General features: G+C 68.8%; 12 protein-coding genes. 3 read left to right on the top strand and 9 right to left on the bottom strand.

Going from position 1 to position 14,017, the window contains the following annotated elements; all coding sequences use genetic code 11:
* Positions 1 to 34 precede the first annotated feature (34 nt).
* The 8 genes from K2X24_RS09010 to urtA form a co-directional block, all read right to left on the bottom strand.
* Entirely contained in the window at positions 35 to 349 is a 315-nt protein-coding gene (locus tag K2X24_RS09010) for a zinc ribbon domain-containing protein (RefSeq protein ID WP_292496950.1), read from the bottom strand.
* Positions 350 to 351: 2 nt separating this feature from the next.
* Complete coding sequence (gene fmdA / locus K2X24_RS09005) at positions 352 to 1,581, bottom strand: formamidase (protein ID WP_292496948.1); 1,230 nt, start codon at positions 1,579 to 1,581, stop codon at positions 352 to 354.
* Positions 1,582 to 1,709: 128 nt separating this feature from the next.
* Positions 1,710 to 2,726: an alpha/beta fold hydrolase gene (locus tag K2X24_RS09000; protein ID WP_292496954.1), complete on the bottom strand. Its 1,017-nt coding sequence runs from the start codon at positions 2,724 to 2,726 to the stop codon at positions 1,710 to 1,712.
* Positions 2,727 to 2,755: 29 nt separating this feature from the next.
* Complete coding sequence (urtE, locus tag K2X24_RS08995; protein WP_292496953.1) at positions 2,756 to 3,445, bottom strand: urea ABC transporter ATP-binding subunit UrtE; 690 nt, start codon at positions 3,443 to 3,445, stop codon at positions 2,756 to 2,758.
* A gap of 86 nt (positions 3,446 to 3,531) precedes the next feature.
* On the bottom strand, positions 3,532 to 4,317 hold the full coding sequence (gene urtD, locus K2X24_RS08990) for an urea ABC transporter ATP-binding protein UrtD (protein WP_292496947.1): 786 nt from the start codon (positions 4,315 to 4,317) through the stop codon (positions 3,532 to 3,534).
* Positions 4,318 to 4,325: 8 nt separating this feature from the next.
* On the bottom strand, positions 4,326 to 5,477 hold the full coding sequence (gene urtC / locus K2X24_RS08985) for an urea ABC transporter permease subunit UrtC (protein ID WP_292496946.1): 1,152 nt from the start codon (positions 5,475 to 5,477) through the stop codon (positions 4,326 to 4,328).
* Between the two features lie 15 nt (positions 5,478 to 5,492).
* Entirely contained in the window at positions 5,493 to 6,419 is a 927-nt protein-coding gene (gene urtB, locus K2X24_RS08980; RefSeq protein WP_292496944.1) for an urea ABC transporter permease subunit UrtB, read from the bottom strand.
* A 209-nt stretch (positions 6,420 to 6,628) separates the two neighbouring features.
* Positions 6,629 to 7,888: an urea ABC transporter substrate-binding protein gene (gene urtA / locus K2X24_RS08975; protein ID WP_238282351.1), complete on the bottom strand. Its 1,260-nt coding sequence runs from the start codon at positions 7,886 to 7,888 to the stop codon at positions 6,629 to 6,631.
* Between the two features lie 329 nt (positions 7,889 to 8,217).
* Between urtA and K2X24_RS08970 the strand changes: the two genes are divergently transcribed.
* The 3 genes from K2X24_RS08970 (at position 8,218) to K2X24_RS08960 (ending at position 12,775) form a co-directional block, all read left to right on the top strand.
* Complete coding sequence (locus K2X24_RS08970) at positions 8,218 to 11,583, top strand: ATP-binding protein (RefSeq protein ID WP_292496952.1); 3,366 nt, start codon at positions 8,218 to 8,220, stop codon at positions 11,581 to 11,583.
* The gene (locus K2X24_RS08965; protein ID WP_292496942.1) at positions 11,576 to 12,484 is read left to right on the top strand and encodes a response regulator transcription factor; all 909 of its coding nucleotides are present in this window, start codon (positions 11,576 to 11,578) and stop codon (positions 12,482 to 12,484) included. Before K2X24_RS08970 ends, K2X24_RS08965 begins: the two co-directional genes overlap by 8 nt.
* 87 nt (positions 12,485 to 12,571) lie before the next feature.
* The gene (locus K2X24_RS08960; RefSeq protein ID WP_292496941.1) at positions 12,572 to 12,775 is read left to right on the top strand and encodes a hypothetical protein; all 204 of its coding nucleotides are present in this window, start codon (positions 12,572 to 12,574) and stop codon (positions 12,773 to 12,775) included.
* A gap of 120 nt (positions 12,776 to 12,895) precedes the next feature.
* Here the strand turns inward: K2X24_RS08960 and K2X24_RS08955 are convergent.
* The coding region (locus tag K2X24_RS08955) for a methyl-accepting chemotaxis protein (protein ID WP_292496938.1) at positions 12,896 to 14,017 on the bottom strand (1,122 nt) is incomplete at its 5' end.

Below are 14,017 nucleotides of genomic sequence, written 5' to 3'. Positions count from 1 at the left end.
CCCTCTCCCCGCAGGCGGGGAGAGGGGAAGTGGATCAGTGGCTGATCATCCACGGCCGCGCGTTCGGGAAACTCTTGGCGGCCGTGGGGTTGGATTTCGCCTTATGTCCGCAGCATCCGCAGCCGGGGCCGTGACCGGACGACTTGCGGGGCGCGTGCTGGCTCCGCTCGTTGGTGGCGAAGGCCTTGCGCCGCCCCGCATCCATGGAGGCGAGGTTCGGCGCGGTGAGGAAGGCGCGCCCGCATTCCGTCCCGCAACCGGGGCAGTCGTGCGGATCCCGGAACTGCGCCATCGGACGCAGCACCGTGAACGGCCCGCAGGCCTCGCAGGCGTAATCGTAGACGGGCATGCTCAAAGGTCCGGCGAGAGCGGCATCTGGATCGAGCCGTCGATGAACTTCGTCGGCCCATCCGCTCCGGGATTGATGTCGAACTCGAAGATCTTCGTCGGAATCCAGAGGGTGGCGCAGGCGTTCGGAATGTCGACGACGCCGGAAATGTGGCCCTGGACCGGAGCCGTGCCGAGGATCGAGTAGGCCTGGGCGCCCGAATAGCCGAACTTCTTCAGGTACTCGATCGCGTTGAGGCAGGCCTGGCGGTAGGCCACCGTGACGTCGAGGTAGTGCTGCTTGCCGTACTCGTCGACGGAGACCCCCTCGAAGATGAGGTGGTCGTCGAACTTCGGCGTCACCGGCGACGGCTTGAAGATCGGGTTCTTGATCCCGTACTTGGCCATGCCGTCCTTGATCAGGCTGACCTTGAGGTGGACCCAGCCCGCCATCTCGATGGCGCCGCAGAAGGTGATCTCGCCGTCGCCCTGGCTGAAATGCAGGTCGCCCATCGAGAGGCCCGCACCCGGCACGTAGACCGGGAAGTAGATCTTCGAGCCGCGCGACAGGTCCTTGATGTCGCAATTGCCGCCGTGCTCGCGCCCCGGCACCGTGCGGGCGCCCGTCGCCGCCGCCTTGTCGCGGCCCTCGCCCTTGAGCCGGCCCATATGGGCGGTGGGCGCGAAGGGGAGGGTGGCCAGCGCCGGGACCCGGTTCGGGTCGGTGTCGAACAGCGCCTTCTCGCGGGTGTTCCAGGTCTCCAGCATCTTCGGATCGGGCAGGCAGCCGATCAGGCCGGGATGGATCAGGCCGGGGAAGCGCACGCCGGGAATGTGGCGCGACTTGGTGAACATGCCCTCGAAGTCCCAGATCGACTTCTGGGCCAGGGGGAAGTGCTCGTCGAGGAAGCCGCCGCCGTTCTTCTTGGAGAAGAAGCCGTTGAAGCCCCACTGGCTCTCGGGCTTGGCGCCGATGTCAAGGAGGTCGACCACGAGGAGGTCGCCGGGCTCGGCGCCCTCGACGCCGATCGGGCCGGACAGGAAGTGCACGATCGACAGGTCGATGTCGCGGACATCGTCGGCCGAATCGTTGTTCTTGATGAAGCCGCCGGTCCAGTCGTAGGTCTCGACGATGAAGTCGTCGCCGGGCTTGACCATGGCCACCATCGGGATGTCGGGGTGCCAGCGGTTGTGCACCATGTCGTTGTCGTAGGCCGATTGGGTCAGATCGACCTTGATCAGGGTCTCGGGCATGTTGGGTCGTTGCTCCCTTGCCAGACGTCAGGACATGCGTCCCCGTTCGCGCCGGCGGTGAGATCCGTCGGCGGGTGATGTGCCGGTGATGGTCGGGCCGGGCGCGACGCGCCCCGGCCCGGGGCCGGTCAGCTTGCGAGCAGCTCCTTCAGGGCCGCGTCGAGTGTGGCGATGTCGTCGGGGCTCGTGCCCGGGCCGCCCGCGAAGTGGCCCCACCAGGTGTCGATGACGCGCAGCTCGGCGTTCGGCATGGCCGCCGCCTCGATGGCGTTGTCCTCGGGAGGAAAGTACAGGTCGGTGGAGGCGGGCATCAGGATCGCCTTCGCGCGGATGGCGCCGAGCGCGGCCTCGAAGTCGCCCTTGAAGCGGTCGTTGGCGCTGATGTCGCCGTTCTGCCAGGTCCAGAGCATGGCGAGCAGGTCGTTGGCGTCGCGGGTGTAGAACAGCCCTTCCCAGAACCCGACGAGGAAGTCCTCCAGCGAGGCGTAGCCCATATGGGTCCGGTCGGCCTCGATCCGGTAGAAGGTCTGCGACAGGCCCCAGCCGGCATAGACCCGGCCGAAGGCGCGCAGACCCCGGTTCGGCGGGCTCGTGTACCAGCCCTCCGCGTAGGCGGCATCCGCCTGCAGAGCGGCCTTGGCGCCCTCAAGGAAGACGAAGTTGTGCCGCGAGCACCTGGCCGAACCCTGAAACGGCAGGATGCGGGGCACCATGTCGGGGTAGAGCGCGCCCCAGTGGTAGGTCTGGAGCGCTCCCATCGACCAGCCCGTCACGAGGACCAGCCTCTCGATACCGAAATGCTCGGTGACGAGGCGATGCTGGGCCGTGACGTTGTCGTAGGCGGTGACGTTGGGAAAGCGCGGCCCGTTCCAGGGGGCCGGCGTGTTGCTCGGCGAGGACGAGAGCCCGTTGCCGAACATGTTCGGGATGATGATGAAGTAGCGCTCCGGGTCGAGGGCCTTGCCGGGGCCGATCAGCCACTCGTTCTCGGTGTGCTGGCCCGAGTACCAGGTCGGATAGACGATGGCGTTGTCTTTCGCCGCGTTGAGCGCACCGAAGGTCTTGTAGGCGAGCTTGGCGCCGCGCAGCGTCTTCCCGCACTGGAGGACGAAGTCGCCGAGCTCGAAGATCTCGTAATCGGCCATCTCTGCCCCTTTCGGCATGCCGGGTTCCGTCAGACGGAGAGGAAGCGGGCGACCTGGGCCTCGTCGATGTCGGCGCGCAGGGATTCGTGGACGATATGGCCGTTCTCGATCACCAGCACCCGGTCGGCCACGTCGAGGGCGAAGCTGAGCACCTGCTCGGAGACCACGATGGAGAGGCCGCGCTCGTCGCGGATCTTCTTCAGGGTGCGGCCCATCTCGCGGATGATCGAGGGCTGGATGCCTTCGGTGGGCTCGTCGAGGAGGAGGACCTTGGGCCGGCTCGCCAGCGCCCGGGCGATGGCGAGCTGTTGCTGCTGGCCGCCCGACAGGTTGCCGCCGCGCCGCCCCTTCATCTCGAGGAGCACCGGGAACATCGTGTAGAGGTCCTGCGGGACCCGGCGCTCGTTCGTCACGGTGAGGCCGGTCTCGATGTTCTCCTGCACGGTCATGGCCGAGAAGATCATCCGGCCCTGCGGCACGTAGGCGAGGCCGCGCGCCACGCGCTGGTGGCTCTTGAGGGCGCCGACCTCCGCGCCGTCGACCCGGATCGACCCGGATTTCACCGGCACGATGCCCATCAGGGTCTTCATCAGCGTGGTCTTGCCCATGCCGTTGCGGCCCATCACGGCGACGATCTCGCCCGGTGCCACCGCGATGTCGAGGCCGTGCAGCACCTCGCTCTGGCCGTAGGCCGCGTGCAGGTCGCTGATCGCCAGCATCGGCTGGACGCCGCCCTGGATCAGGGGGGCGGGCGAAGGGGCCGGCAAGGCCGCGTGCGTGGTCTGGAGCATGGCGCCGTCTCCCCTCAGTGGCCGAGATAGACTTCGATGACCTTCGGGTCGTTCTTGACCCGCTCCATCGAGCCCTCCGACAGGACCTTGCCCTGGTGCAGCACGGTGACCCGGTGGGCGATGTCCTCGACGAACTTCATGTCGTGCTCGATGACCAGCACCGAGCGGCCCTTGATGATCTGGTTGAGAAGCTCGGCGGTCTTGATGCGCTCGCCGACGCTCATCCCCGCCACCGGCTCGTCGAGCATGAGCAGTTCCGGGTCCTGGATCAGCAGCATGCCGATCTCGAGCCACTGCTTCTGGCCGTGGCTGAGGAACTCGGCCCGCTCGAGGAGCTGGTCCTTGAGGAAGATCATGCTGGCGACCTCCTCGATGCGGTCGCGGACCTCGGCGTCGCGCTTGAAGGTGAGGGCGCCGAAGACCGAGCGCCCGCGCGGAAAGGAGATCTCCAGGTTCTCGAACACCGTGAGGTCGTCGTAGATCGACGGGGTCTGGAACTTGCGGCCCACCCCGGCCTGGACGATGGCGCTCTCGGAGAGCTTGGTCAGCTCCTGGCCCTTGTACTTGATCGAGCCGGCGCTGGCCTTGGTGCGCCCGCAGATGAGGTCGAGCACCGTGGTCTTGCCGGCCCCGTTGGGACCGATGATCACCCGGATCTCGTTGGGGTCGACGTAGAACGAGACGTCGTTGACCGCCTTGAAGCCGTCGAAGGAGACGGTGAGGGCCTCCACCGCCAGCAGGAAGCTCTTCTCGGCCGGATCGGCGCCGATGATGTGCGAGGGCAGGAGGGCGGCGTTCATCGGAGATCCTACTCGGCGGCGTGCGGCAGGGCGACGGCGGGGGCGGGCTCCAGGGCCTTCACGCGCCGGGTCAGGCGAGGCTCGACATAGGTGCGGTAGATGCCCGCGAGTCCGTTGGGGAAGGCCAGCACCACGGCGATGAAGAGCGCGCCGAGGCCGAAGAGCCAGAGTTCGGGAAAGCTCTCGGAGAAGGTGGTCTTGGCCCAGTTGACGAGCAGCGTGCCCCAGACCGCGCCGAACAGCGACAGGCGCCCGCCGACGGCGGCGTAGATCACCATCTCGATGGAGGGCACGATGCCCACGAAGGAGGGCGACATGAACCCGACCTGGAGGGTGAACATCGCCCCCCCGATGGCGGCGAACACGGCCGCCAGGCAGAACGCGAAGGTCTTGAAGCTCGCCACCTGGTAGCCCGAGAACCGGACCCGGTCCTCCTTGTCGCGCATGGCGAGCAGGATGCGCCCGAGCTTCGACTTCTTCACGGCTTGGGCGAACAGGATGCAGCCGACGAGGAGCGCGCCGTTGACGAAGTACAGGATGGCGTGCGCGCTGTCGGTGCGGATGTCCCAGCCGTTGAGGGTGCGAAGATCCGTGATGCCGTTGATGCCGCCGGTGTAACCCTGCTGGCCCACGATGAGGATCGTCAGGATGGCGGCGATGGCCTGGGTGATGATGGCGAAGTAGGTGCCGCCGACACGGCGGCGGAACATCGCCGTTCCGATGACGAAGGCGAAGAAGGCCGGCACCACGATCACCGCGATGAGCGTGAAGGGCAGGCTCTGGAACGGCTTCCAGAACCAGGGCAGCTCGGTGATCTGGTTCCAGTCCATGAAGTCGGGGATGCCAGGCGTCGACTGGATCTTCGTGTTCTCGACGCTGGAGGCTTCGAGCTTCAGGTACATGGCCATGAGGTAGCCGCCGAGGCCGAAGAACACGCCCTGCCCGAGGGACAGGATGCCGCCGAAGCCCCAGCAGATGACGAGGCCGAGGGCCACGAAGGAATAGGTCAGGTACTTGCCGACGAGGTTGAGCCGGAAGGCGTCGAGCAGCATCGGCAGCAGGACGAAGATGACGGCCACGAGGAGCGCGAGGCTCACCCATTCCATCGGCTTCATGAACGGGTTGTCGTTGACGACAGGCTTGGATGTGGAGCGGATCATGACGTTTCAGGCTCCTCAGCGCCGGACCTTGAGGGTGAAGAGACCCTGGGGCCGCAGCATCAGGATGCCGACCACCGCCAGCAGGGTGATCACCTTCGCGGTGGAGCCCGAGAGGAAGAATTCGAGGGTCGACTGCGTCTGCGAGATCGAGAAGGCCGACGCGATGGTGCCGAGCAGCGAGGCGGCGCCGCCGAAGACCACGATCAGAAAGGTGTCGACGATGTAGAGCTGGCCCGAGGTCGGCCCCGTGGAGCCCACCATGGTGAAGGCCGAGCCGGCGATGCCCGCGATGCCGCAGCCGAGGCCGAAGGTGAGGCGGTCGACCCGCTCGGTGTCGATGCCCACCGCGCCGGCCATCGCGCGGTTCTGCACCACGGCGCGAACCTGGGCGCCGAAGCGCGAGCGGTACATCAGGAGCGCGACGCCGACGGTTATCAGGGTGGTGACGCCCATGACGAACATGCCGTTGATGGGGATCTCGATGGTGTCGGTGACCTGGACCGAACCGATCAGCCAGGACGGCAGTTCGACGCCGACCTCGCGGGCGCCGAAGATCGAGCGGTAGGCCTGCTGCAGGATCAGCGAGAGGCCCCAGGTCGCCAGCAGCGTGTCGAGGGGGCGCTTGTAGAGGTGGCGGATCAGCGCCCACTCCACCAGCATCCCCAGCGCCCCCGAGGCCAGGAAGGCTATGGCCATCGCCACGAAGAAGTAGGCCGGGAACAGGGCGGGCAGGTGGGTCTGGAAGAAACCCGAGCAGAGATAGGTCATGTAGGCACCGAGGATCATGAACTCCCCGTGGGCCATGTTGATCACCCCCATCTGGCCGAAGATGATCGCCAGCCCGAGGGCCATCAGCACGTAGACCGAGAACAGGATCAGCCCGGCGAAGCCCTGCATGACGAAGATCGAGCTGAGATCCCCGAGCGAATAATCACCGAGCATGGGTTCGTTCTCCGAAGGATGCCGCCGAGGGATGTGCAAGCATCGGGCCGGTCCGGGCCGCGGATTTTCCCCTCCCCCTTGTGGGGGAGGGGCCAGGGGTTGGGGTGGTTGGGTGACCCGCCCGCTTCGGAGGCTGATGGCGCCACCCCCACCTCCACCTCCTCCCCGCAAGGGGGAGGAGGGTACGTCGCGATGGTCGTCGCGAAGTCCTACTGGTAGCCCTTCGGGAAGGGGTTCGGCTCGATCAGGTTCGGGCTCTCGTAGACCACCTCGAACTGGCCCGAGGGCAGGGCCTTGGCCACGCGGGTCTTCGACCAGAGGTGGTGGTTGGGGTGGATCTTGACGTAGCCCTCGGGGGCTTCCTTGAACTCGATGTCGGCCGAGGCCGCCGCCACCTTGTCGACGTCGAAGGACCCGGCCTTCTCCACCGCCATCTTCCACAGGAACGGCCCGAGATAGGCGGCCTGGGTCACGTCGCCGATGACGGTCTTCTCGCCCCACATCTTGTGGAAGGCGGCGACGAACTTCTCGTTGTTCGGGTTCTTGAGGGACTGGAAGTACTTCATGCAGGAATAGGCGCCGGCGATGTTGTCGCCGCCGATGCCGTCGATCTCGTCCTCGGTCACCGAGATCGTCAGCAGGGTCTGCTTCGACAGATCGATGCCGGCCGCCTTGAGCTGCTTGTAGAACGCCACGTTCGAGCCGCCGACCACGTCGGTGAAGATCACGTCCGGCTTGGTGAGCTTGAGCTTGTTAATCACCGAGTTGAACTGCGTGTGGCCGAGCGGGAAGTATTCCTCGCCGACGACCTTGGTCTTGAGCACGTTCTCGATGTGCTTGCGGGCGATCTTGTTCGAGGTGCGCGGCCAGATGTAGTCCGAGCCGATGAAGAAGAACGTCTTGGCGCCCTTCTCCTTGGCGACCCAGTTGAGCGATTCGAGGATCTGCTGGGTGGCTTCCTGGCCTGTGTAGATGACGTTCTTGGACTGCTCCAGGCCCTCGTAGAAGGTCGGGTAGTACAGCAGGCCGTTATACTGCTCGAAGACCGGCAGCGCCGCCTTGCGCGAGGCGGAGGTCCAGCAGCCCATCACGGCGGCGCAATGGTCGTTGACGAGGAGCTTCTTGGCCTTTTCCGCGAAGGTCGGCCAGTCGGAGGCGCCGTCCTCCTGGATGACCTTGATCTTGCGCCCCAGCACGCCGCCCGCCTCGTTGATCTGCGAGATCGCCAGCTTCTCGGCCTGGATCGAGCCGGTCTCGGAGATCGCCATCGTGCCGGTGGCCGAGTGCAGGATGCCCACCGTGACCTCGGTGTCGGTCACCGCGAGGCCGGTGGTGTTCACCGCCGAGGTCGGCGGCGCCGCCGCGAAGCTCATGCGCGGCATCAGGGCGATCGCCGGAACGCCGGCCAGCCCCATGAGAAGCCTGCGCCGCAGCGCCGATTGCAGGCCGTTGCCCTTGTCCTCTGCCATCGTGCCCAAAACCCCTGTCCGGCGTCGCGCGGCGCATGGAACGGCCGCGGATCGACGGAGCGGAGGCTAGGCTGCGTTGTGCAGTGCGGCCTATACGCTGTTTTGCGTATGTCGGTGCCCGGCGCACAGGCCCATGCTGGCGAACCGGCCGCGAGTCCCGGACCCGGTCGCCGCGCCGCCTCGACGGGCCGGGACGCGCTCCGGCGTGGGCGCGCGGTTCGTGGGGCACGGACCTTGCTAGGCTGGGGACGACGGAGCGCCACGGACTCGGACGACCCGGGATGCCGCGCCAGACCCCGCGCCGCATGCTACCGTCCGCGCCGAACACGATGACCGAGCACCAGCGTATCCTGCCGATCCGGCGCGACTACAACCGCCTCGTCGCCGACGAGACGCTGGAAGACTATGCCCTTCGCTTCACCGCCAAGAAGGCGCGGCGCTGGTCGGGCTTCCGGGTCGCCCAGACCGCCCTCGGGTCGCTCTCGTTCCTCGCCCTGGAGGCGATCGGCGGCACCCTGGTGCTGACGGTCGGGTTCACCAACACCCTGGCGGCCCTCCTGGTGGTCGGCGCCATCATCTTCGCCACCGCGACGCCGATCAGCCTCTACGCCGCCCGCTACGGCGTCGACATCGACCTCCTCACCCGGGGGGCCGGCTTCGGCTACATCGGCTCGACCGTGACCTCGCTGATCTACGCGAGCTTCACCTTCCTGTTCTTCGCCATCGAGGCGGCGATCATGGCGCTGGCCCTCGAGCTCTGCTTCGGGCTGCCCCCGAGCCTCGGCTACCTCGTCAGCGCGCTCGCGGTGATTCCGCTGGTCGTCTACGGCTTCGCGATGATCAGCCGCTTCCAGCTCTGGACGCAGCCGGTCTGGATCGTCCTCAACCTCGTGCCGCTCGCCTGCATCGCCTGGGCCGGGGACGCGCCGGTCTCGGCGTGGCTCGGCCATCCGGGCGCGGACGGCGTCGGCGGGTTCGACTGGCCGCGCTTCGGCCTCGCCACCGGCATCCTGCTGGCGCTCCTGGCGCAGGTCGGGGAGCAGGTCGACTTCCTGCGCTTCGTGCCGGCGCGGGAGCCCGGCCGCGCGGGCCGCTGGTGGGCGGCGGTGCTGGGCGCCGGGGGCGGCTGGATCCTGCCCGGGATGCTCAAGATCCTCCTCGGCTCGTTCCTCGCCGTGCTGGCGCTGGCGCACGGCGTGCCCGCCGAGCGCGCGGCCGAGCCGACGCGGATGTACGCCGTGGCCTTCGGCTACGTGCTGCCCTCGGGTGCCGGCGCCGTCGCCCTGATGACGCTGTTCGTGGTGGTCTCGCAGCTCAAGATCAACGTCACCAACGCCTATGCGGGCTCCATCGCCTGGTCGAACTTCTTCTCGCGCCTGACCCACAGCCATCCGGGCCGCGTGGTCTGGCTCGTTTTCAACGTCGCCATCGCGCTCCTGCTGATGGAGCTCGGCATCGACAAGACCATCGTCAGCACCCTGTCGCTCTACGCCGTGGTGGTCTCGGCCTGGGTCGGGGCGCTGGCGGCGGATCTGGCCATCAACAAGCCCTTCGGCCTGTCGCCGCCCGGCATCGAGTTCAAGCGCGCCCATCTCTACGCCATCAACCCCGTCGGCACCGGCGCCATGGCGCTGGCGATCCTCGCCGGCTTCGCCGCCCATGCGGGCTGGCTCGGGGGGCTCGCCGTGCCCTTCGCGCCGATGCTGGCGCTGGCCGTCGCGGGTCTCGGCGCCCCCGCCATCGCGCTCGCCACGGGGGGGCGCTACTACCTCGCCCGCACCCCGCGGACCGACTGGCAGGGGGCATCCGAGATCACCTGCCGGGTCTGCGAGCACCCGTTCGAGCCCGAGGACATGGCCCAGTGCCCCGCCTATGCGGGGCCGATCTGCTCCCTGTGCTGTTCCCTCGATGCGCGCTGCGGCGACCTGTGCAAGCCGCACGGCCGGCTGGAGGCGCAGGCCCAGAGCCTGCTCGCCCGCGTCGCGCCCGCCCGCACCGCCGCCTGGATCGGCGCGCCCCTGGGGCGCTACCTCGCGCTGATGCTCACCCTGATGGCGGCGATCGGGCTGATCCTCGGCATCGTGCATGCGGGGGCCAGCGCCGAGCATCCCGAGCACCGCGAGGTGCTGGGCGCCGCGCTCACCAGCGTGTTCCTGATCCTCATCGTGATCCTGGGCGTCGTCGCCTGGCTGTTCGTGCTCGCCCAGGAGAGCCGCCGGGTCGCCCTGGAGGAGACCGCCCGCCAGACCGGGCTCTACCAGGCGGAGATCGAGGCCCATAAGGTCACGGACGCCAAGCTCCAGCAGGCCAAGGAGACCGCCGAGGCCGCCAACCTCGCCAAGAGCCGCTACGTGGTCGGCATCAGCCACGAGCTTCGCACGCCCCTGAACGCCGTGCTCGGCTACGCGCAGCTGCTCGAGGGCGACCCCTCGATTCCGGCCCCGCGCCAAAACGGCATCCGGGTCATCCGCCGCTCGGCCCAGCACCTGTCGGGGCTGATCGACGGCCTCCTCGACATCTCCCGGATGGAGGCCGGCCGGCTCCAGATCCACCGCAACGAGGTCCGGCTGGCCGACTTCCTCGACCAGATCGTCGACATGATCCGGCTCCAGGCCCAGGGCGCGGCCCTCGATTTCCGCTTCACCCGGCCCGAGACCCTGCCGGCAGTGGTGGCGACCGACGAGAAGCGGCTGCGCCAGATCCTGCTCAACCTCCTGTCGAACGCGATCAAGTTCACGCCCAGTGGTACGGTCACCCTGGACCTGACCTACCGCAACCAGATCGCGGTGTTCACGATCAGCGACACCGGCCTCGGCATCCGCCCGGACGACCTGGAGCGGATCTTCGAGCCGTTCGAGCGCGGCTCGCTCGCCGCCGCCCGCTCCACGCCGGGCACCGGCCTCGGGCTGACCATCGCGCACCTGCTCGCCCAGGTGATGGGCGGCGAAATCACGGTGGAGAGCGAGATCGGGCGCGGCACGCGCTTTCGCGTCCGCCTGATGCTCGCCTCGGTGGCGCGCCCGAAGCCGGTCCTCGCCCAGGCCAGCGCCCCGGCCCGACGCTATGCGGGGGTCCGCCGCACCATCCTCGTCGCCGACGACGATGCCGCCCATCGCGGCCTGATGCGCGACATCCTCGAACCCCTCGGCCTCGTGGTGCTGGAGGCCGCCGACGGCCCGGCCTGCCTCGAACTGGCCGCGACGCGCCCGCCGGACCTGTTTCTCCTCGACATCGCCATGCCGGGCATGAGCGGCTGGGCGCTGGCCAAGGCCCTGCGGGAGGCCGGCCACGCGGCGCGCATCGCCATGATGTCGGCCAACGTGCACGAGATCAGTCCGGTGCGCGGCAGCGACGCGCCCCACGACGCGATCATCGCCAAGCCCTTCGACCTGCGCGACTTCCTCGAATGCGTCACCGGCCTCCTCGGCCTGGACTGGACGGCGACGGAGGCGCCCGTGCCAGGCAAGCCCGAGGCCGTCTCGCCGGACCCACGCCCCGAGCACCTCGCCGACCTCCTGCGCCTCGTACGCATCGGCCATGTCCGCGGCATCGAGGCGAAGCTCGCCGAGATGGAGGGCGGCCCCGCGGCGCCGACCGCCTTCATCGCGCAGATGCGGACGCTCACCGCCGCCTTCGACCTGCGCCGCGCCCGGGCCGTGATCGAGGGCCTGATGGAGCCCGCCTCCGATGGCTGAGGCGCAGCGCGACATCGTCCTCGTGGTCGACGATTCCCCCGAGACCCTGAGCTTCCTCACCGAGGCGATCGAGCGCTCGGGCGCCACCGTGCTGGTGGCGGTGGCCGGCGACCTCGCCCTGGCGCTCGTCGACGAGATCACCCCGGACGTGATCCTGCTCGACGCGATGATGCCCGGCATGGACGGCTTCGAGACCTGCCGCCGCCTCAAGGCGAAGGGCCACCTCGCCCATGTCCCCGTGATCTTCATGACGGGGTTGTCGGAGACCGAGCACATCGTGAAGGGCCTGGAGGCGGGAGGCGTCGACTACGTCACGAAGCCCATCGCTCCGGACGAGATCCTGGCCCGCATCCGGGTCCACCTCGCCGGCGCCCGGGCGGCCCAGAGCGCCCGGGCCGCCCTCGACACAACCGGCCGCACCCTGTTCGCGGTGGACCGGGACGGCACCGTGCTGTGGGGCACGCCCCAGGCCGCGCGCCTGCTTGGCGGCTTCACCGAACCCGGCGCCCCCGCGAGCCTGCCGCCGCAAGGCGCCGCCTGGCTCCGGGCCTGCCTCGCCGGCGCGGGCGGGCCGGCCCTGACGCTCGCCGACCGCACCGGCACGGCCTATACCTTCAGCTTCATCGGCGGCACCGGCGAGGAGATCCTGCTGCGCCTGTCCCGCGACGGCACGGAGGCGGGGCTGGAGCGCCTGCGCCTGCGCCTGCGGGTGACCGGGCGGGAGGCGGAGGTGCTGCTCTGGCTCTCGCGCGGCAAGTCGAGCCGCGACATCGGCGAGATCCTGGGATTGAGCCCGCGCACGGTGACGAAGCACCTCGAGGGCATCTACGAGAAGCTCGGCGTCGAGAACCGCACCGCCGCCTCGGTCATCGCCGCGCGCCACCTCCAGGACCTCGACTGACCCGGCGCCCCGCCGCCGCCGCCGAGGGGAGGCGGATATTTCCAGCCCGCCCCCTCGCTTTGTCGACGCGAGACACGATCTAATCCCATGGGTCTCGGCGGGAGCGTGGCGATGAACTGGATGGCATGGTTGGTCGGCCGGTGCGTGGACTTCACCGAGCGCGTGGTGCCAGGCCACGACCGGCGCGAGGCCGGACGGGCGGGGGCACCGCCGACGCTGCGTGGCCGTGTGCGCGGCTCGGGCTCCGAACCCCTGGTGATTCAGCCCGGCCCCGGGCACCGTCCGGACTGAGCATCCCCTGCCGACGCGGTCTTCTATTCGGCTATTCGGCAAAGAAACGGATGCAGGGACAGAGCTCCGAACGGCGCTGCCCCATGCAACGCCGTCCCGGGCGAGCGCGTCGCCCGCGCGTCAGGCGATGGCGCGGGCCGCCGCGCCCACCTTGCGCACCGAGGCATCGACGTCGGAGGCAGCGGCCGCGATCCCGTCCATGTTCTGGCGGACCCGCTCGACGCTCTGGGCGGCGGTCTGCATGTTGACCGACATGTCGCGGGTCACGGCGGCCTGCTCGGTCACCGCCGAGGAGACGCTCATCGAGATCTCGCTGAGGTGGGCGATCGTGCGGGCGATCGCCTTGATCGCATCCACGGCCTGGTTGGTGGAATCCTGAACCGCCGAGATCTGCGTGCCGATCTCCTCCGTGGCCCGGGAGGACTGGTTGGCCAGGGCCTTCACCTCGGCCGCCACCACGGCGAAGCCACGTCCGGCCTCGCCGGCCCGCGCCGCCTCGATGGTGGCGTTGAGCGCCAGCAGGTTGGTCTGGTCGGCGATGGAGCGGATCACCGAGATCACCTGTCCGATCTTGTCGGCCGACGTGGTCAGGCCGGCGATGATCCCGGACGCCTCCTCGGCCCGGACCACGGCCTCGTCGGAGGCGGCCTTCGCCTCGACGGCGTGGCGGCTCAACTCCTCGATGGAGGCCGAGAATTCCTCGGCGCCGGCCGCCACCGCCTGGACGTTGCCGGAGGTCTGCGCCGCCGCCTCGGCCGTGAGGGTGGCCTGATGGCTCACGTCGGAGATCGAACCCGTGATGACGCCGAGGTCCTTGTCGATGGCCTGCTGGCCCTCGCGCCGACGCAGCCGGTCGGCGACCTGGGCGGTGACGTCGCTGGCGAACTTGACCACCGCGACCACCCGGCCGTCGGCACCCAGCACGGGATTGTAGGCCCCGTAGATCCAGACTTCGCGGCCGCCCTTCGCAACGCGGCGGAACTCGCCGGCCTGGTAGGCGCCCCCCGCGAGCCCCGTCCAGAACGCCGCGTAGGCCGGCGTGTCCCGGTCGGCCGGCGCCACGAACTGGCTGTGGTGGCGGCCCTTGATCTCGTCGAGGCTGTAGCCGAGTGTCTGGAGGAAGTTAGGATTGGCGTCGGTGACGATGCCGTCCGGCGTGAAGTGGATCACCGCCTGCGAGCGGTTGATCGCCGCGATCTGACCCTCATAGGCGGCGTTGCGCTCGGTCTGGGCGGTGATGTC

This window comes from Methylobacterium sp., from assembly GCF_019750675.1.
Taxonomy (GTDB): Bacteria; Pseudomonadota; Alphaproteobacteria; order Rhizobiales; family Beijerinckiaceae; genus Methylobacterium.
This window is presented reverse-complemented; position numbering and strand designations above follow the sequence as displayed.